General features: G+C 45.4%; 15 protein-coding genes. 12 read left to right on the top strand and 3 right to left on the bottom strand.

Annotation, left to right across the window (positions count from 1 at the left end; translation table 11 throughout):
• Positions 1-81 precede the first annotated feature (81 nt).
• The 5 genes from MKZ12_RS25465 to MKZ12_RS25445 all read left to right on the top strand — a co-directional run bounded on the left by MKZ12_RS25465 (position 82) and on the right by MKZ12_RS25445 (position 8,858).
• Positions 82-2,928: an ATP-binding protein gene (locus MKZ12_RS25465; RefSeq protein ID WP_339257417.1), complete on the top strand. Its 2,847-nt coding sequence runs from the start codon at positions 82-84 to the stop codon at positions 2,926-2,928.
• Between the two features lie 384 nt (positions 2,929-3,312).
• The gene (locus MKZ12_RS25460; RefSeq protein WP_339237746.1) at positions 3,313-4,659 is read left to right on the top strand and encodes a cytochrome ubiquinol oxidase subunit I; all 1,347 of its coding nucleotides are present in this window, start codon (positions 3,313-3,315) and stop codon (positions 4,657-4,659) included.
• On the top strand, positions 4,656-5,690 hold the full coding sequence (locus MKZ12_RS25455) for a cytochrome d ubiquinol oxidase subunit II (protein WP_339257415.1): 1,035 nt from the start codon (positions 4,656-4,658) through the stop codon (positions 5,688-5,690). The genes MKZ12_RS25460 and MKZ12_RS25455 overlap by 4 nt, the downstream gene beginning before the upstream one ends.
• 277 nt (positions 5,691-5,967) lie before the next feature.
• Positions 5,968-7,017, top strand: coding sequence for an MBL fold metallo-hydrolase (locus MKZ12_RS25450; protein ID WP_339257413.1), 1,050 nt, complete (start codon positions 5,968-5,970; stop codon positions 7,015-7,017).
• Positions 7,018-7,232: 215 nt separating this feature from the next.
• Positions 7,233-8,858: an ATP-binding cassette domain-containing protein gene (locus tag MKZ12_RS25445; RefSeq protein WP_091038559.1), complete on the top strand. Its 1,626-nt coding sequence runs from the start codon at positions 7,233-7,235 to the stop codon at positions 8,856-8,858.
• Between the two features lie 115 nt (positions 8,859-8,973).
• On the opposite strand, the gene MKZ12_RS25440 is transcribed toward MKZ12_RS25445, so the two are convergent.
• Positions 8,974-9,162 (bottom strand): hypothetical protein, encoded by a 189-nt coding sequence (locus MKZ12_RS25440; RefSeq protein ID WP_017692261.1) that lies wholly within the window; start codon positions 9,160-9,162, stop codon positions 8,974-8,976.
• A 289-nt stretch (positions 9,163-9,451) separates the two neighbouring features.
• Here MKZ12_RS25440 and MKZ12_RS25435 point away from each other — a divergent pair, with 289 nt between their 5' ends.
• Positions 9,452-10,339, top strand: a complete 888-nt coding sequence (locus tag MKZ12_RS25435) for a cation diffusion facilitator family transporter (RefSeq protein ID WP_339237738.1) — start codon at positions 9,452-9,454, stop codon at positions 10,337-10,339.
• A 91-nt stretch (positions 10,340-10,430) separates the two neighbouring features.
• On the opposite strand, the gene MKZ12_RS25430 is transcribed toward MKZ12_RS25435, so the two are convergent.
• Together MKZ12_RS25430 and MKZ12_RS25425 are read right to left on the bottom strand one after the other, a co-directional pair.
• Positions 10,431-10,940: a hypothetical protein gene (locus MKZ12_RS25430; RefSeq protein WP_339237736.1), complete on the bottom strand. Its 510-nt coding sequence runs from the start codon at positions 10,938-10,940 to the stop codon at positions 10,431-10,433.
• Positions 10,941-11,313: 373 nt separating this feature from the next.
• Positions 11,314-11,478, bottom strand: coding sequence for a DUF1328 domain-containing protein (locus MKZ12_RS25425; RefSeq protein WP_017692264.1), 165 nt, complete (start codon positions 11,476-11,478; stop codon positions 11,314-11,316).
• A gap of 219 nt (positions 11,479-11,697) precedes the next feature.
• Between MKZ12_RS25425 and MKZ12_RS25420 the strand changes: the two genes are divergently transcribed.
• The 6 genes from MKZ12_RS25420 (at position 11,698) to MKZ12_RS25395 (ending at position 19,449) form a co-directional block, all read left to right on the top strand.
• On the top strand, positions 11,698-12,207 hold the full coding sequence (locus tag MKZ12_RS25420; RefSeq protein WP_339257411.1) for a DUF948 domain-containing protein: 510 nt from the start codon (positions 11,698-11,700) through the stop codon (positions 12,205-12,207).
• Positions 12,208-12,275: 68 nt separating this feature from the next.
• Positions 12,276-12,809, top strand: coding sequence for a hypothetical protein (locus tag MKZ12_RS25415; RefSeq protein ID WP_339237732.1), 534 nt, complete (start codon positions 12,276-12,278; stop codon positions 12,807-12,809).
• A 94-nt stretch (positions 12,810-12,903) separates the two neighbouring features.
• The gene (locus MKZ12_RS25410) at positions 12,904-13,248 is read left to right on the top strand and encodes a general stress protein (RefSeq protein ID WP_124118114.1); all 345 of its coding nucleotides are present in this window, start codon (positions 12,904-12,906) and stop codon (positions 13,246-13,248) included.
• A gap of 350 nt (positions 13,249-13,598) precedes the next feature.
• A complete protein-coding gene (locus MKZ12_RS25405) occupies positions 13,599-14,768 on the top strand; it encodes a fused response regulator/phosphatase (RefSeq protein ID WP_339257408.1) in 1,170 nt (389 codons plus the stop codon).
• On the top strand, positions 14,765-18,490 hold the full coding sequence (locus tag MKZ12_RS25400; protein ID WP_339257407.1) for a response regulator: 3,726 nt from the start codon (positions 14,765-14,767) through the stop codon (positions 18,488-18,490). The genes MKZ12_RS25405 and MKZ12_RS25400 overlap by 4 nt, the downstream gene beginning before the upstream one ends.
• Positions 18,491-18,576: 86 nt before the next feature.
• Entirely contained in the window at positions 18,577-19,449 is an 873-nt protein-coding gene (locus MKZ12_RS25395) for a protein-glutamate O-methyltransferase CheR (RefSeq protein WP_017692270.1), read from the top strand.
• Positions 19,450-19,463: the final 14 nt, after the last annotated feature.

Genomic DNA, 19,463 nt, shown 5'->3' with positions numbered 1-19,463 from the left:
TTGTATCCGCTTAAGTTTATAGGGGGAACCAACGTTGTTGTTGAAAACAGAAGAAAAAATGATTCATGAGGTTAACTGCTAATGGATCATATAAAGAAGATACAGATGCTGGATTGGGTGATCTCGAAGCTGCAGATTCCCTGGATTGGGACCTGCATACTAATTATGCTGGGCTCACTAAGCACTATTTTTCCACTGACGTTATTCTATGGTGTGCAAATTATGGTGGGCAGCGCAGCAGTACTCATTGCTCTTCGTTTGCATGGGGCTATCTATGGATTGGTCACCTTTACAGTCATCCATCTGTTGAATAACATCATTGCCGGCTTCGAGCCACGGAATTTAACCGTAATGATTGCGCATTTCATTGAATTGCTCTGGATGCTAGGTTGGCAGATTCGTTGGAAGAACGGAAGCCTAATCAAGGCGAATGCTGTCTTCTGGGTAGTGATGTTACTTCCGGTTATCTATTGCGGACATTATGTGTTGGGCTTGGATATAGAAGATTTGAAGTATGAGTATATGTATATTGCCGTGATTGGCATGGTAAATGCTCTAATTGCAGGTATTGTGGTGGATTTCTGGATCACTATGGGTGAGCAAAGATTAAAACGCACGGGAACCATTCCACTCACAAGGATTGCGTTTAAATACGTAGTCGCCTTCGTGGTATTTGTTTCGCTCGTATTGTTATCCGCCGATAGCCAAAGACAGTTGAGTCAAATGAATGATGCCATATTACGTGAGATGAAATACGCATCGAGTGCGGTTGTACAGGATCTTGATGAAGAGTATGTTACATCCGAGAATATGGAACAAAATATGGCGCGTTATCATCATCTATTGGGTGTGAATGTGATACTGCTTGATCGGAATGATACAGTCATCGCTTCTGGTTTAAATACACTTCAGCCTGGTGGGTACCTGGACATGGACAGGTTCAATATTCTGAAGTCGAAGGATAACCTCATGCTGAAAAGTTCTGCTAATATCCATTACAGCGATGTATTGAATCATTGGAGACAAGCCATCTTTATCTACGAAGCAAAAATGAAGAATATAACACCTTATCGGGTATTTATTGTGACTGACTCGTCCAAGTATTACCCCCGAATTGAATCGATATATCTGACTACGCTGCAATCCCTGTTCATCATCATTGTGGCTTCTATGATTGTAGCGGCTCCTCTCAGTAGAAAAGTCGTTAGCCCACTGTTAAGACTGACCAGAATGACGGGTTCTCTGCCGAGAATATTGTTTCGAAACGGGAAGCTGGAGTGGCCCACCAGCCATGTAACCGAAGTACAGATCCTGATTGGTAATTTGCGTAAAATGGCTGATGTGCTGCTGGAACAATTCGAACAGATTCGTCATGACAAGTTAACGCTGGAGGACAGGGTCGTAGAACGCACCAAGGAACTCAAGAATAGTGAAGAGGTCAAACGTGCAATCATTGAATCCTCTATTGATGCCATTATCGCTGTGGACTCCAATGGACAGATCGTTGAGTTTAATCCAGAGGCTGAAAGAATGTTTGGGTTACGTCGGGAAGAAGTGATCCAACAGAAGGAAGCACCGTCTCTTTTCCAGGGGGCAAGCTGCATCGAGATCAAGAAATTGTTGGAGCGATTCGATTATGTTGAAGGTAAGAGATATACGATCGTAGATGAAATTTCAGGGATTCGCCGGGATGGTTCCGTCTTTCCGATTGAGTACAAAATTGTAGAAATTCAGCTTGGCAAGAATGAGACGTTATATAACCTGTTTATCAAGGATATTACGGAGCGGACCAGAGCAGAAGAAGATCGTGTGCGTCATGCTCTTGCGCTGGAGAAGCTGAACCTGGAGTTGTTCAATGAAAAGATTGCCATTCAGGAACAGCGAGATATCAGTGAGCAATTTATTGAATCCGTACGGGAAGGGCTCGTGATGTCAGATCGATCAGGGACCATAACCATCGTCAACCGCAGGATCGAAGAGATGTTTGGTTTGGGTGATTTTCTGGGCAGATCTATTGAAGATTTGGCGCAGGCGATTGATACGATGGTATTAACGGATAATTTCAATCTGCTGGAACAGACCAAAGCATTTCTGGATGGTGAAACAGCATTTATTGAGACTGAATTTATATTTAACAATGCGGAGAAAAGTGTATTCTCGTTATATATGAAGCAGATGGATGTACCGGGGAAAAACCATGGCTTTCTGCTAGTCTTCCGGGACCGGACGGGAGAAGAACGGCTGGATCGGATGAAGAATGAACTGATCAGCGTGGTATCTCATGAGCTTCGAACGCCTGTAGCCACCATTATGGGGTATGTGGAACTCATGATGATGTACGACCTTCCAGCAGCTCAGCAGCAGGAATTCATGCAGACGATCGCTTCCGAGGGCAAGCGGCTCAGCAGTCTGCTCGATGATGTACTCGATATTCAGCGCCTCGATAATGAGGGCATGACTTACCATATGACGTATGTACCGCTGGTTGAGTTAGTAGAAGGGGTTGCTGAACAGTGGAATATGAAGTCTGCCCAACGAATCTACGTGCATACGTTTAATGGAGACTTTTTTGCTTACGCGGACCAGAACAGGATGGTTCAGGTTCTGCATAATCTGGTGGGCAACGCAGTCAAGTATTCTCCAGGAGCCGATCGCATCGATGTTACGTTATGGGAAGAAGAGGAGTGGCTATGTCTTGATGTCCGTGATTATGGAATAGGGATTGCGGAGCAAGAGAAGGACATGTTATTCAACAAATTTTATCGAGTGGATAATTCGGACCATCGGCAGATTGGTGGAACAGGAATCGGGTTGTACATCTCCCGTAAAATTGTAGAGGATCACAAGGGAACGCTGACCTTTATATCTGCACCGGGCAAGGGAAGTACATTCAAGGTAAGACTGCCCAAGCAGGATGTATTGGTTTGAATGCAATGATGGATGAAGAGATGTGTCTCACTTTTTAATGATCCATATTTAATTATGATTCCTAGGAATAGAGCCTTTGCCCTTGAGCGCGCAAGCGTGATAAAGGGAAAGGCTTTTTTTGTTTTTCAATTTTCCCGGATAAAAAAACAACTTCTTTTGCAAACTGTCTATAGAGCCATAATTTGCATCCCATGCAAAAGGAGGACGGCAGGAATATGTTCCGTAAACAAGAGAAAACACTCATCATCGTCTGTCTGGTTGCCGCTGTGGTTGTGCTGTATGCCGTTGTGAAAAGCATCATCCGAATCATGAGTTATTGAGATACACGTTCAAGCAGAGTAACTGCTGTCGTACATAACGATTATGTGAAAGAGGAGTGTAACCATGTCATCCCTGGACCCTGTTTTGCTCAGCCGGATACTAACCGGTCTGACCCTGTTCGTACACATTATTTTTGCCTCTATCGGTGTAGGCGTTCCCCTTATGATTGCTTTGGCCGAGTGGCGAGGACTACGAACCAATGATATGCATTACACCTTGCTGGCACGTCGGTGGGCACGAGGTTTTGTCATCACCGTTGCCGTTGGTGTCGTTACAGGCACCTCGATCGGATTACAGCTTAGTCTGCTGTGGCCGATGTTTATGCGGGTAGCAGGTCAGGCCATTGCCCTGCCACTTTTTATGGAGACGTTTGCCTTTTTTATCGAGGCGATCTTTCTGGGAATTTACCTCTATACATGGGATCGTTTCAAAAAAAAATACACGCATATGCTGTTGTTGATTCCGGTAGCTCTTGGTTCATCTGCCTCTGCGATTTTCATTACGACGGTGAACTCCTTCATGAATCAGCCTCAGGGGTTCACCCTGATTAATGGCATCATGAAGGACATTCATCCGATTGCTGCCATGTTGAATCCGGCAACACCAACCAAGGTGTCCCATGTACTCGCCTCATCTTACACTCTGAGTGCAGGTATCCTGGCGGGGATAGCCGCCTTCAGTTTGCTTCGGGGACGGGATCATGTGTATTACAAAAAAGCACTAAAACTCACGACGGTATCTGCGCTTGTCTTTGCCATCAGCACCGTCATGATCGGGGACTCTTCCGGCAAATTCCTGGCGAAATATCAGCCGGAGAAGCTGGCTGCCGCAGAATGGCATTTCAAGACGATGAAAGAGGCACCGCTTGTCTATGGGGGCATTTTGGATGAGAACAATGAAGTAAAATACGCCATTGAGATTCCTTATGCACTCAGCATTTTGGCGGGGAATCGTCCTGATACGGAAGTAAAAGGTCTCGAAGAATATCCAGCGGACCTGAGGCCACCACTGTCCATTCATTATATGTTCGACCTGAAGGTCACAACCGGAGTGATCATCCTGATGATTCCTGTGTTATATGTACTGCGTCGGTGGTTGCCAGGGCGCAAGCCATATCCCAAATGGCTGTTGCTCGGCATTGTCTTGCTGGGTCCTCTGGCCATGATTGCTATCGAGCTGGGGTGGATGTTCGCTGAAGTTGGCAGACAGCCTTGGATTTTACGCGGGTATATGAAGGTGTCGGAAGCAGCCACGACGTCGACTTCGGTAGGATGGATGCTGGTGTTGTTTATTTTACTGTATCTGATTCTATGTTTCTCGTGCATTCGAGTGCTCAGCAAGCTGTTCCGCAACAAGGAAGCAGAGAAGGAACTGGCGTCTCTGGGGCTTGAAGGAGGGATCGTGCATTGAGTTTCGAAATTGCAGGCATTGCGATATTGTGGACGTTTTTGTTCGGTTACCTGATTGTCGCTTCAATTGATTTTGGTGCTGGGTTCTTCAGCTTTTACAGCATTTTGACCGGGCACGAGAACAAAATTCATAACATCATTCAGCGCTACCTGTCTCCCGTGTGGGAAGTGACGAATGTGTTTCTGATCTTTTTTGTGGTCGGATTGGTCGGGTTTTATCCGGACAGCGCCTTCTACTATGGGACTGCCTTGCTGGTGCCGGGTTCTTTGGCCATTGTACTGCTTGCCATCCGGGGGGTGTATTACGCCTACAATACTTATGGCAACCATGGGCAGAACAGCCGGATCTACATGGCATTGTACGGAGCGACGGGCTTGCTTATTCCGGCGGTATTCTCCACCATTTTGGCGATATCCGAGGGTGGAATCATTGAGCAGGTGGGCGAAGAGGTGTTTTTTCGCTGGCGTGAATTTTTGACGAATCCCTATACCTGGTCGGTTGTTTTGCTTGCACTGGTCAGTGTGCTGTACATCTCGGCGATGTTTCTTTCCTATTATGCAAAACGGGCAGGGGATGAGCCGGCATTTGAGGTGCTTCGAGAGTATGCATTGCTGTGGAGCTTGCCCACCATTTTTGCGAGTTTTCTGGCATTTCTGCAGATTAACAAACAGAATCCCGCACATTTTGAGCAGATGGTGAATATCTCATGGATGTTCATTGCTTCGTTTATCTGCTTTGTCATTGCGGTGTCGCTGGTGTGGAAACGCAAATATCTGGGCTGGTGTTTTATCGCTGTCATGCTTCAGTTTGCCTTTGCCTGGTATGGTTACGGGCGATCCCACCTTCCGTATATCCTGTATCCCTACATTAATATCTATGACAGCTTTACTAATCGTACGATGGGGATTGCACTGATTACGGCGTTCAGCCTGGGGCTGCTCGTGCTGATTCCGTCGCTTGTGCTGATTATGAAGCTGTTCCTGTTCGATGCCAATTATGTACGTGGTAATTCTGGTAAAAAGAAAGGATGAGTCTGTTCATGCTGCTGAACATGTTCCTACTTATGACTCCCTTGCTGTATCCACTATCTTCTGAGGGTGTCACGGGGATACCGGGTATAACCGGGTTGAGTTTTTTTGAGACATTCACGATTATGTATGCCCCGCCACTTATCATTATGGCTGCGATTGTCTTTCTGTTCATATATCTAGCCGTATGCAAAAATCCGAAGGATTGATTAACTGGTACGTGCATTCCCGTTTGGGGTAATCTGTTGTTAAGAAATCAGGAAGGGAGGATGACCCTTTCATGCCTAAAATCCGTTATAACAACATTGATAATGTAAGTACGGACAAAACGCTGAAGGAATTCAAGCAATGGAGGGAGCAGCGGCGCAATAAAGTGAAGGACTACTCCTACACCGTGCCCAAACACCCGCCTGAACTGGATTATCTGCATGCCAATCGGGAGGACACGAGTATTACCTGGATTGGTCACTCCACGTTTTTCATTCAATATTATGGATTGAACATCGTGACTGACCCGGTGTGGGCCGAAAAAATGGGATTTCAACGAAGACTCGGTGCCCCGGGGATTCCGATTCAGGATATTCCACCATTGGATGTCATTCTGATATCCCATTCCCACTATGATCATCTGCATCTGGCTTCCCTACGGAAGCTGATTACCGCCAAGACATTGCTGATCGTACCTGATGGTCTGAAGCGCAAGATGATTCGCAAAGGTTTCCATCGGTGCCATGAGATGAAGTGGTGGGAACATATTACACTCGGCGGAGTCAAAATAACCTTTGTCCCTGCACAGCACTGGACGCGCCGGACGCTGTTCGATACCAATACGTCCCACTGGGGCGGTTATGTGTTGGAACAGCATCATCTAGCGACGACCTCTGCAGCGGAAAGTGCTGCAACAAAGAGCGATCAGGATCATTCATCCACGGCGGAATCAGGGAAGAACAAATCACCCAAAGATTCGGGTGGCCCGCCTGTGTTGTATTTTGTAGGGGATACAGGTTACTTCCAAGGTTTCAAGACGATTGGAGAGCGCTTTGACATTGGTATTACCCTGATGCCCATCGGTGCTTACGATCCAGAATGGTTCATGACTTCTCAGCATGTGACACCTGAAGAAGCACTACAGGGGTTCGTTGAAACCGGCTCTCAGCTTATGGTGCCCATGCACTACGGCACATTCAAGCTGGCAGATGATACGCCTAAGGAAGCACTGGATCGTCTGGAAGTTGAACGTGAACGGCTAGGCATTGGTAAAGAGCGGATTCGGGTGCTTGGTCATGGCGAAACGCTTCGCATTCGGCATGAAGAAGGTAAACAGGACTAACAAAAGGGAGCCAAATATGTTAATGTAGGGGTATACCCGCATGAACAGTATTTTTACCAAGTCTTTAATCAGTAAAAAGCGGCCAATTTTCGAATTTGCCGCTTTTTTGTGTTATAATATGGTGCCAGAATAGGCATCGGGATATTGAATCCAGGATTTACGCAACTTGCTATTCATGCAGTATGCAGATTAACCAATAAAGGATGGTATGCTTAATGATCAGTACAAGCGGCATCACGCTCCGCTACGGAAAACGTGCACTTTTTGAAGATGTAAATATCAAATTCACACCAGGAAACTGTTACGGCCTCATCGGCGCCAATGGAGCCGGCAAATCAACATTTTTGAAAATTTTGTCCGGTGAAATTGAGTCAAACTCGGGAGAGGTGCACATCACCCCGGGCGAACGTATGGCCGTTTTGAAGCAAAACCACTTTGAATATGATGAGTATCCGGTTCTCGAAACGGTAATTATGGGCCATAGTCGCCTCTATGCCATTATGAAAGAAAAAGATACACTGTATGCCAAAGCAGACTTCACAGAAGAAGACGGACTGCGTGCAGGTGAGCTTGAAGGTGAATTTGCAGAGCTTAATGGCTGGGATGCTGAGCCGGATGCAGCGGCACTCCTGATCGGTCTGGGTATCGACCGTGACATGCACGATAAGAAAATGAATGAACTAAGTGGTAACGAAAAAGTTCGTGTCCTGCTTGCACAAGCATTGTTTGGTCGTCCAAACAACCTGTTGCTCGATGAGCCTACCAACCACTTGGATCTCGAATCCATTCAATGGCTTGAGAACTTCTTGATGGACTATGAAGGTACTGTTATTGTGGTATCCCATGACCGTCACTTCCTGAACAAAGTATGTACACACATTGCGGATATCGACTTTGGTAAAATCCAGCTGTACGTAGGTAACTATGACTTCTGGTACGAGTCCAGCCAATTGGCACTTGCGTTGCAACGTGATGCCAACAAGAAAAAAGAAGAGAAGATTAAAGAGCTTCAAGCCTTTATTCAACGTTTCTCCGCGAATGCTTCGAAATCGAAACAGGCAACTTCCCGGAAGAAACAACTCGACAAAATCACGCTGGATGACCTTCGTCCTTCGAACCGTAAATATCCGTTTATCAACTTCAAGCCTGAGCGTGAAGCCGGTAAACAATTGTTGACCGTAGATCGCATCAGCAAATCCATTGATGGTGTAAAAATGCTGAATGATATCAGCTTTGTCGTGAACAAAGGGGATAAAATTGCATTTGTTGGACCAAACGGGAATGCCAAGTCACTACTGTTTGATATTCTGATGGGTGAAACGGAATTGGATAGCGGCGAATACACTTGGGGTGTAACCACAACTCAAGCTTATTTTCCGAAAGACAACTCCAAATATTTTGATGGTGTAGACATGACGCTCGTGGATTGGCTCCGTCAATATTCCAAAGATCAGGATGAAACGTATCTGCGTGGATTCTTGGGACGTATGCTGTTCTCTGGTGAGGAATCCCTGAAAAAGGCAAGTGTACTCTCCGGGGGAGAGAAAGTTCGCTGTATGCTGGCGAAAATGATGCAGACGGGTGCTAACGCATTGATTCTGGATGAGCCTACGAACCACTTGGATCTCGAATCCATCACAGCGCTGAACAATGGTATGATTGATTTTGACGGCACTATGCTGTTCACATCCCATGACCATCAGTTCATTCAAACCATTGCTAACCGGATTATCGAAATTACGCCGAATGGCATCATTGATCGCCAAATGAGCTATGACGAGTATCTGGAAAGTGATGAAATCAAAGAACTGCGCAATAAAATGTATCCGGTAGAAGCTTAAACGAAGCATCATCTACGGCGCATTTTCATAGGAACACGAAAGAACCGCAAGCCTCTGTGAAGAGGGCTTGCGGTTCTTTTTGTAAATCTAATGGGTTTCTCTGCGGCCTTAAGACCTAAGATCCACCAGTACGGCGACGTTGGTTGTTAGGCTTCTTGTTGTTTTGACTCTTCATCGCTTTGGGTCCGCCTTCAAAGTAGGCGCTGGATTGGTTACCGGAATTTGCTTGTTCTTTCTTTTGCGCCAGCTTTTGGCGTATAGCATCCTGCAAACTGACCTTTTTCGGTTCGTTATTTTCGCTCATCGTTATTTCCCTCCCGGTCTTACAGTAAGCCGTCCAGATTGGACGGGATGTACCTATTTTATACGTTTTATAAAAGCCCCACAAGGGCAACCTGATAAAATGCTCAAAACCTTTGGTTTTACCCAGGCCAACATTCTTTCTCATTAACTACAGCCCTGCCGTCTGGCAACTTTGTTTCGGCTTGCCTACAGCAATGCAGCCTGGCAACACTGTTTCTGTAGACCCACACGCTCCGCATTTGGTAACATGAAAAAACCGTAATACGAAACGTTAAAGGAGTGTCGCCCGGTTGAACGCTTATGAAGAAATTCGAAAAGGGGAGCGAGGGGCTTGGGTTAGTATTGTAGCCTATCTCGTCTTGTCCGCCTTTAAGCTGATCTGTGGATATGTATTTGCTTCCAGCGCCTTGTTGGCCGATGGTTTTAATAACCTTACGGATATTGTGGCATCTGTTGCTGTATTGATCGGGCTTCGGATCTCCCAGAAACCACCTGATTCGGATCATGCCTATGGTCATTTTAGAGCGGAGACTGTTGCTGCTTTGGTGGCTTCATTTATTATGGCTATGGTTGGGCTGCAAGTATTGGTTGAAGCGGTTCGCTCCTGGTATGAGGGAGCCTTTGTTGCTCCAAACCTCTGGGCGGCAGCTGTGGCTGTAGTCTGTGCTGTGGTGATGTTAGGCGTGTATCGTTACAATCACCGTCTGGCTAAACAGATTAATAGTCAGGCCCTGATGGCCGCGGCAAAAGATAATCGTTCGGATGCCTGGGTCAGCATAGGCGCTGCCGTGGGAATTATAGGTGCGCAGTTCGGACTCCCGTGGTTGGATAAAGTAGCTGCCATTGCTGTAGGTCTGTTAATCTGCAAGACGGCTTGGGAGATTTTTCGGGATTCTACCCATCGTCTTACCGATGGATTTGATCAAAAAGAGCTGACGGATCTCAGATCCTCCGTAGCTCGTGTTCCCGGTGTTGAGAAAATCAAGGATGTCAAGGCACGTGTGCATGGAAGTCATGTACTTGTGGATGTGGTTATCGAAGTGGATGGAGGCCTAACCTTGATTGAAGGCCATCAAATCTGTGACAGAGTGGAAGAGCGTCTGAAGCGATCGCATAACATCATGCATGTACATGTACATGTTGAACCAAAGACTGAAGAAGTCACAGGGAACCCTTGAACAGGGAGTGAACATCCTGGAAAATCAAAAGAGGACAGCCGCGATTGTGCGGGCTGTCCTCTTTACTTATCGTTAGAACGATTATACGATGTTACTGGATGGCAACGTGAATCCACGCTTTGCCTTTCCAAGTGTACACTTGCACCCACTCGCCACCGTCGAATCCGTCAACCACTTCACCTGTTGTATCGATGACTTGGGAGCTCAATGCACCGATTGGTTTACCGTTAGGTGCATCATAGAACCAAGTGCGCTCCAGAAGGTTCAGCAACATTGTAGGTGCCAGAACTTCATCGCCTGGTTTTACAAGTGGCTCTTCAAACATTTTATCATCTGTAGTTGTAGCTGGAGTTTCAGTTGTTGTCGAAGTACCTGTTGCACCTGTAGTGTCTGTTGTTGTACCGGTTACTGTCTCAGCAGTACCTTCTACGGTGTCTACAGCAGGTTTGTTCACTTCAACAGCCGGAGTTGTTGTCGTTGTTGTAGCTTCTGTTCCATTTTCGGGAGTCACCGTTCCGGTAACCGCTTCCTCAGCACCAGCAGCGGCAGCCATCGAACCCATCAACGTTAAAGCAGCGGCAAAACTTACGATTTTTTTCATTTGTTTTTCCTCCTCGGTTAGGTATGTAATTTGTTGTCCTGTGTTAAAAGTAACCAAGCGAGCTACCTTATGAATCACAAATTATAACAATATTTTCTTGCATTCTCCAGTGTCAACTGGCGCATATGTGGGTATATAGCAAGCCTGTAAATATCATACTTCGGTGGGATAAAACCGGGTTGGCTATCTCAAATAAGTCCTAATTTTATGGAATTCATGGGAGTGCAGTTTGGAATAAAGCAGGAGGGAGTGCAATACATAATATAGAAAAGTTGACCTATGTCTAAAAAACGCACAAAAGCCAATCGGCTTGGTAGCACGATCGGCTTTTGTATGTATTCGTTAATATGACTCAGTCCAATTAGAGCTGAGTTTATCGCATTCGGCTGCGTCCCGTAATGAGGGAGATGACGAACAGTACAACAAAGATGAAGAAGAGTACTTTCGCGATTGAAGCAGCTGCTTCAACAATACCGAAGAATCCAAAAATACCTGCTACCAGTGCAATAATTAGAAATAATACAGACCATTTCAACATAAGGTTTCATCCTTTCGTTACTTGATTGTGGAGTGAGTTGTGTTCACCTCACCGCCCTGTGTAGTCTAACTTTAACCGAGGGCTATCCAGTTGAAACATTGGTTTTTTTTCCAAGCGTGAGCATATTTGAAGTAACATGAAATTTTGTTTCGTCCGGGAAAACGCCGGGTAACTATAGCAATAACAAACTGATGCACATATGGAAAGTGAGGTTCTTCTATGATCTATCAAATTAGCGTGGCCCTGATTGCAGTGGCATTTGCAGTCCTTGTTTTCTTTTTAATTCGTACCTTGAAATCCGCTCAGGGTTCCTTGGACAATGTCTCACAGACATTGCAGGAGGTACAGAAGACCATTGATGAACTTAGTTATGAAGTGAAGCAAACGGTAAGACACGCCAATGATATTACGGTGGATGTCCAGCACAAAATGAAAAAAATTGATCCTGTGATGGAATCTGTTGAGAATCTTGGTGAAGTATTGAATGAAGTGACGGCGGCAGCCAAACAAGTCTCCACGACGCTGATGGCCAGATTTCAGACGAAACGAAACCATGCCGAAGATAAAACGCACGCTGAACCGTCTCATGTAACGGCACCACCTGCTACATCAACGGATCGTACCTTGCAATCCTATGAAGCTACATATAATGGTGATGCTAAGGGCGGGAAGAACTGGATGAAGTATGTCGATGTTGCCGCGAATGTATGGCAACGAATGCGTAAATAACATGATCGCTTTGTAATCCATGAAGAAACCTTCAGAGCGGTGATGAACCTGATGAAAGGGTGAGAATCATGATGAAACTACTGCTTGTGATGTTTAGCGTAATTTCTCCCTTTTCCGTTCAACCGGCAGCGGTACCCGCTGCTCACGATATGCAATGGACGGCAATGGAGGAGAAGGCGTCAGAGGTAACTCTGGCTGTTGATCGATCCGAGACTTTCCAGCATTTTCGGACTCTGAATGGCATTTCTTTGGATGACACCATAGATGACTTGTCGGCCAAGAAGGGCCAGGCGGTGTATAAACAGGAAGATCCTTATCTGGGATGTCCTGAATATCACTTTCGGGATGTGAAGGTTGGTTTGTGTGAAGATACAGATGTCATTCAATATGTGCATATCGATGCATCTGAAGATCACATCATGTTAAACGGAGAGAGGATCGAGATGAAGATTGAAGCGATCCATCATGCTCTTGGGAAACCATACTATGTGGCCGAGGACGGAGAAGTATTTCTCCGTGGAGATCAGGCGCTAAAGGTATATATGAAGTCAGGCTCTAGCCAGATTGATGGCATTGATCTTTTTGATGATACCGTATCCTGATATTGGTTAATACGAAATCGTTTCAATTCCAAATTGTATGGTTATATACTAAGTAGCTCGATACAGAAGATTAAATCAGAGGAGAGTGGAAACGATGAATTCAACCAATGAGCAAGCTTATGCAAAAGTGGTAGAAAACGGAGTCCAAGCGGTAGAAGCGGTGAAAGAATTGCAGATTACCGGATACCTTGCTGATCATATCTTTGTTCTCGCCCATGAGAAGGATCGTACAGATCGAATTGCCGATACAGCAGATGCCAAAGAAATTGGCATAAAGGAAGAAGGCGTATTTGATTCCATGGCGAATCTGTTCCGCTCACGCGGTGATGAACTCCGGGCCAAAATTGTTTCGATGGGCTTTACTGAAGCCGAAGCTGACTTTTACGAGAGTGAGTTGGACAAAGGTAAAGTACTCGTCATTGCTAAAAAGAAAGATTGATCCATATAGCGGTACAAGTTGAAGTTTGCTGAACATGGACAAACTTCTGAATCACTTAGGTAAAATGCTTAATCAAAAACATAGATAAGGAATGGGGCTTTCCCCATTCCTTATCTATGTTTTTGCAAGTTTGGAAGCGGGATCAGGACGCTGCAAAAACAGGGCGAAAAGCGGTGAAGATTACCCGTGATGGTGCCATTTACTGATAGAGTTTTTTTGTTTTTACGATTATAGTTATACTAGGAATTATTATGTCTACTGCCGTTTTGTATGAAAAATTTGTATAATTAACGTTCGTTTTTACCTAATAAGAATCGACAAACCCGGACGCCACAGATAAGGAGATATCAATGAGAATACTTATTGTTGACGACAATCCGACGAATGTCATTATCATTCGAGAAATTCTGAAAAAAGAGAACTATCGTGACATTGTAACGGCCAGTTCCGCCATGGAAATGTTCGAAGTGTTGGGAATTGGGGAGGAAAGCAACGAACTTCGTCCAAGACCGTCGGATATTGACCTGATTTTGCTAGATATGATGATGCCCGAGATGGACGGTATCGAAGCCTGCAGTATTGTGCAAAAATTTGAAAATTTGAAGGATATACCGATTATTATGGTGACTGCCATCGGAGACTCCAAGAAACTTGCCGAAGCATTGGATGCAGGTGCATCTGACTATGTGACCAAACCGATTAATAAAGTCGAACTGATGGCCAGAATTCGACTCGCACTTCGTTTGAAACAGGAGAAGGATTGGCATAAAGAGCGAGATCAACGTATTCAGGATGAACTCAAGTTGGCAGCAATGGTTCAAAATGCTGTATTAAGTCCGGCAATCAGGGACCCGTTGTTCCAAGTGCATGCCATCTATAAACCTTCTTTTGAGCTTGCAGGTGACCTGTATTCATGGTATCCGCTTGGGGAAGGGCGTTATGGTGTATTGTTGCTCGACATGATGGGACATGGGATATCTTCATCCCTGTTTACGATGTTTATCGCTTCTGTCTTGAAAGATACAGTGACCACCTACGTCGATCCAGAGAAGGTTATTCAGGAGTTGAACCGTCGCTTCAATCAGCTCCATTTAGGGAAACAATTGGTACAGTACTATTTCACCGCAATTTACCTGGTTGTGGATACACGGATGAAGCGTATTGATTATGTCAACGCAGGACATCCGCCTGCATTATTCTTCCAAGATGACGGCAGTGTCACTACTTTTGACAGCGTCTGCTGTCCTGTTGGTTTATTTGACAAAATGGATATTGAGCCACAAACGATCCATTATCAGGGCGATGGACATATTGCGCTTTATACAGATGGCTTATTGGAAACTGTTCAGGGTGGGCAGGAGGAACAACATGAATTCCTGGTCGAAAAACTGAGCGGTTCACATCAATGGAATGAAGATGCCATGCAGGCACTGTTTTTTGACGACGAGATATCACAGGAACGTGATGATGACAAGTGTCTGGTCTGGATTACGCTGGAAAAAGGAGCGGATACTGAATGAAGATCAGAAATAAACTGCTGGTTGGATTTACCGCTCTGATGGCTATTTTGATCGTGCTCACGTTTGTGAGTTATGAACGGCTAAACAGCAGTAATCAACAGATTGATCAGATGTATCAGGAACGTTATCTCAAAGTACGGTTCACTTCAGCAGCGCGCGGAGAGGTTAATGACATTGCTAAAGTGCTGGCTAACTTGTTGTTGAATCCCAAAAATTCGACTGCTGCTGCGGACGGTGACCTGAAAGACATGAAAGATCGGGGGGATGGTTACCTCGCAGAGGTAAGAAACCGTGCGGACAGTGCACCTGAACATCAGTTGGTGGATCGTGTGAATACTGCATGGGGCGCGTATACAGACTATGCCACGAGACAGATTAGCCTGATGTCTCAAGGAAGGGCAGAAGATGCAAATAACTACCGCAATTCAACAGGGCTCGCGGTGCAGAAAGAAGCCGTAGATAGTTTGAATGCCCTCTCCCGATACCAGGATCAAGAGATTGATGCCGAGATCAAGAGCGCTAACGCTGCCTATACAAGAGCGGTGCAGATTACGATAAGCATCATGATTGCGGGATTGTTGCTTGCTCTGGGAGTGATCATGTGGGTACTGCCAAGCATCACTCGAGGTTTGAATACGGTATCCATGATGATTACCAGTTTCGGTAAAGGTCGTTACCGTACCATTCGGCGTATTCAGGTCAAATCCACTGATGAAATTGGTCAGATCGCCAGTGTTTTCAAAGATGTGTCCAGTGATCTGGAAGAAAAACTGGAAGTCGAGAAGGCTTACGTACAGGCTCAGCAGGATCAAAACTGGATGAACTCCAACATCGCAAGAGTTCCTGAGCTACTTCGTGGAATTGGCTCCATTCGTCAAATCTCACAAATGTTTATCAGCGAGTTCACACCGGTCCTTGGTGCTCAATTGGGGGTCGTCTATCTGATTGATGAGGAGAAACATCCCGACGAATTGAGACGTTACGGTGCATATGCATTCGAAGAGAACGAAGACGTTGGAAAGGAAATGTACCGAATCGGTGAAGGCCTGATTGGTCAGGCCGCACTGGATATGACGCCTATTATTCTGGAGAATACGCCAGAGGATTATGTGCATATTGGATCAGCTTCAGGTTCAACACGTGCTGCAGGTATCATGATCTATCCTGTCGTGTTTGAAGATGAACTGATTGGTGTTGTTGAACTGGCTTCCTTTGAAGGGTTCAATGAACAGCATAGACAATTGTTTGCCCAACTGATCATGAACTTGGGTGTTATTTTGAACAACGTTCGTCGTCGTTTACGTGTTGAGGAACTGCTTCGTGAATCCCAGGCACTTACAGAGGAACTACAAGTTCAATCGGAAGAACTGCAGACACAACAGGAAGAACTGCGTCGCTCCAATGAGAATCTGGAGGAGCAGACAGAAGCACTTAAACGCTCGGAGGAATTGTTGCAGCGTCAGCAAGAAGAACTGGAGCATTACAACACGGAGCTTATTGCCAAAACGCGGGCACTTGAAGAGCAGGTACGTGAAGTTGAAGAGAAAAATGACGAAATTGAGAAAACGAAGACACAGTTGGAACAACAAGCTACGCAACTGTCGATGACAAGCAAGTATAAGTCCGAATTTTTGGCGAATATGTCACATGAACTTCGTACACCACTGAATAGTCTGCTCATTTTGTCTCAGCTATTGTCGGAGAACAAGGGTGGAAACCTGACTGATAAACAGCAGGAATATGCCCAAACCATCTACATGTCGGGTGCGGATCTGCTGAAGATGATTGATGAGATTCTGGACCTGTCCAAAGTGGATGCTGGTAAGATGGATATCAATTATGAGACGGTTCGAATGGAAGAGCTGACCAGCTTTGTTCAGCAAAACTTTGGACCGATGGCAAATAAAAAAGAGCTGAACTTGAACATCGAATTCGACAGCGACTTACCGGAATGGGTGTACACAGACAGTCATCGTGTCAAACAGATTTTGCGGAACTTGTTATCGAACGCATTTAAGTTTACCAATCGTGGTTCGGTTAGTCTGATTGGACGACGGATGAAACCGGAAGAACTCCCGGGATATATGAACACCAATCAGGAATATCTCGGATTCAGTGTGAAAGATACGGGCATTGGCATTCCTTCGGACAAGACGGATCTGATCTTTGAAGCATTCCAGCAGGTAGATGGGACCACAAGTCGCAAATACGGTGGAACTGGCCTGGGATTGTCCATTAGCAGGGAGCTGGCACGTTTGCTTGGTGGCGCAATACAGGTGGAATCTTCCGAAGGCGAGGGTAGCTGCTTTACCTTGTACCTGCCGGATAATCATGAAGAGGAAGCACTGGCGGAGGAAGGGGCTTCAAAAGAAGCAGCTGTATCCTCAGAGGAGCTTTATGAACAATCCTTCGAAACACGGACCATGCTCTCAAGTCATCAGTCCATCCTATCTCCTGATCCAGAGCGAAGCGTGGGTACAGATCTGTCTCCTAGCCATACTCCGGATGTCACGCAGATCGAAGATGATCGGGAGAATCTCATGGAAGGTGACAAAATCCTTCTTATCATTGAGGATGATGTGAACTTTGCACATATTTTGATGGATATGGCGAGAGGAAGAGGATTCAAAGCACTTGTTGCCCTTCAAGGGGATAAAGGTCTGGACATGGCCCGTCAGTATCTGCCGGATGCCATCATCCTTGATATTCAACTGCCTGTTATGGACGGTTGGACCATTCTGGGTGAACTGAAGAGCAGTTCGGCAACACGTCACATCCCGGTACATGTCATCTCAGTCATTGATGATATGAAGCAAGGTTTGATGATGGGCGCCATTGCGTATCTGAAAAAACCTTCAAGCAAGGATTCACTGGATAAGGCTTTCTCGCATATCAAATCCTATACCGAGAATCAGTTGAAACGACTGTTGATTGTGGAAGATGATGAAATTCAGCGTAAAGCCATTATTGAATTGATTGGTCATGACGATGTTGCAATTACGGCAGTATCCACAGGTAGCGAGGCATTGAATGAATTACACAGCCAGCGTTATGACTGCATGGTACTGGATCTGATGTTAACGGATATGACCGGTTTTGAGTTGCTCGACCAGATTCGGGATGATGAATATCTGAACGATCTGCCGATTATAATTTATACAGGCAAAGAACTGGATTCCAAGGAAGAAATGAAGCTGCGCAAATATGCGGAATCCATCATTATCAAGGATGTGAAGTCACCGGAACGTCTGCTGGACGAAACCACATTGTTCCTGCACCGGGTTGAAGCCAATCTGCCGGAAGACAAGCGTCGCATCTTGCAGAAGTTACACAACAAGGAAACGTTGTTTGAAGGCAAAAAGATATTGCTTGTAGATGACGATATCCGTAATGTATTTGCTCTTTCAAGTGTCCTTGAAGGCTATCGAATGGATGTAACATTTGCAGAAAATGGCCGTGAGGCTCTGGAGATTTTAGAGAAAAATCCGGAATTTGATCTGGTACTGATGGATATGATGATGCCAGAAATGGATGGTTATGAAGCGATGACACGAATCAGACAGATCCCGCAGTTTGAAAAGTTGCCTATTATTGCGCTCACGGCGAAAGCCATGAAAGAGGATCGCGGCAAATGTATTGAGGCCGGAGCATCTGATTATGTGAAAAAACCGATCCAGACAGATCAATTGTTATCCTTAATGCGCGTATGGCTGTATTCGTAAGTTCATTATTCGTATGTTCATTGTTTGGGTAATGAAAGACAATACGACGAATACGCAAGTAACAAATGAAGAAGTGGAGAGAATTTATGACACCGTGGGAACCTACCGAGACGGGGGCAGATTTGGTCCGTATGCCGCAAGATGAAGAGCGCGAGCTGATCGAGATTGAGTTGCTGTTGGAAGGCATGCACCGTTTATATGGATATGATTTTAGAAACTATGCACTGCCGTCCCTGAAACGAAGAATCTGGCATCATGCACATGCTGAAGGTGTTAAGAGCATATCCGGCTTGCAGGAGCGCGTTCTTCATGACCGTTCCGCGTTTGACCGTTTTGTACAGAACTTATCCATCCCTGTAACGGAAATGTTTCGAGATCCTTCGCTTTTCCGAATGTTTCGGGAAAAGATTATTCCTATCCTGAGAACCTACCCGTATATCCGAATATGGCATGCGGGTTGCTCTACCGGAGAGGAAGTCTATTCCATGGCCATCATGTTGCATGAGGAAGGACTGTATGACAAGGCGAGAATCTACGCAACGGATATGAATGATCGCTCTCTGCAACAGGCCAAAGAAGGCGTATACGGTATTGAGAAGATGAAACTATTTACTACAAATTATTTGGAGGCAGGGGGTACCAGAGCCTTCTCCGAGTACTATACAGCGAAATACAATTCGGTGATATTTCATCCTTTTTTAAGGAAGAACATCATTTTCGCCGAGCATAATCTGGCAACAGACCGGTCATTTAACGAGTTTAATGTTATCTTTTGCCGAAATGTTATGATTTATTTTAATGATGAACTGCGGAACCATGTGCATGGGCTGTTTCATGAGAGCTTGAGCCACTTTGGTATTCTGGTTCTGGGGTCGAAAGAATCGATACATTTTACAGAGTTCAGTGATACCTATGAGCCGTTAGACCGGACCGAAAAAATATACCGGAAGATCAAATAGGGGGTTAGGGTTAG

This window comes from Paenibacillus sp. FSL R5-0713, from assembly GCF_037973325.1.
GTDB lineage: Bacteria > Bacillota > Bacilli > Paenibacillales > Paenibacillaceae > Paenibacillus.
Note: the sequence above shows the minus strand (reverse complement) of the source record. Positions and strands in the feature narration are given on the sequence as shown.

Coding starts and splice junctions, on each gene's coding strand:
- MKZ12_RS25425 (WP_017692264.1), bottom strand. CDS start 11,478: ATGTTGAAATGGTCTGTATTATTTCTAATTATTGCACTGGTAGCAGGT.
- MKZ12_RS25395 (WP_017692270.1), top strand. CDS start 18,577: ATGACACCGTGGGAACCTACCGAGACGGGGGCAGATTTGGTCCGTATG.
- MKZ12_RS25460 (WP_339237746.1), top strand. CDS start 3,313: ATGTCATCCCTGGACCCTGTTTTGCTCAGCCGGATACTAACCGGTCTG.
- MKZ12_RS25415 (WP_339237732.1), top strand. CDS start 12,276: ATGATGAAACTACTGCTTGTGATGTTTAGCGTAATTTCTCCCTTTTCC.
- MKZ12_RS25445 (WP_091038559.1), top strand. CDS start 7,233: ATGATCAGTACAAGCGGCATCACGCTCCGCTACGGAAAACGTGCACTT.
- MKZ12_RS25400 (WP_339257407.1), top strand. CDS start 14,765: ATGAAGATCAGAAATAAACTGCTGGTTGGATTTACCGCTCTGATGGCT.
- MKZ12_RS25420 (WP_339257411.1), top strand. CDS start 11,698: ATGATCTATCAAATTAGCGTGGCCCTGATTGCAGTGGCATTTGCAGTC.
- MKZ12_RS25430 (WP_339237736.1), bottom strand. CDS start 10,940: ATGAAAAAAATCGTAAGTTTTGCCGCTGCTTTAACGTTGATGGGTTCG.
- MKZ12_RS25465 (WP_339257417.1), top strand. CDS start 82: ATGGATCATATAAAGAAGATACAGATGCTGGATTGGGTGATCTCGAAG.
- MKZ12_RS25450 (WP_339257413.1), top strand. CDS start 5,968: ATGCCTAAAATCCGTTATAACAACATTGATAATGTAAGTACGGACAAA.
- MKZ12_RS25410 (WP_124118114.1), top strand. CDS start 12,904: ATGAATTCAACCAATGAGCAAGCTTATGCAAAAGTGGTAGAAAACGGA.
- MKZ12_RS25405 (WP_339257408.1), top strand. CDS start 13,599: ATGAGAATACTTATTGTTGACGACAATCCGACGAATGTCATTATCATT.
- MKZ12_RS25440 (WP_017692261.1), bottom strand. CDS start 9,162: ATGAGCGAAAATAACGAACCGAAAAAGGTCAGTTTGCAGGATGCTATA.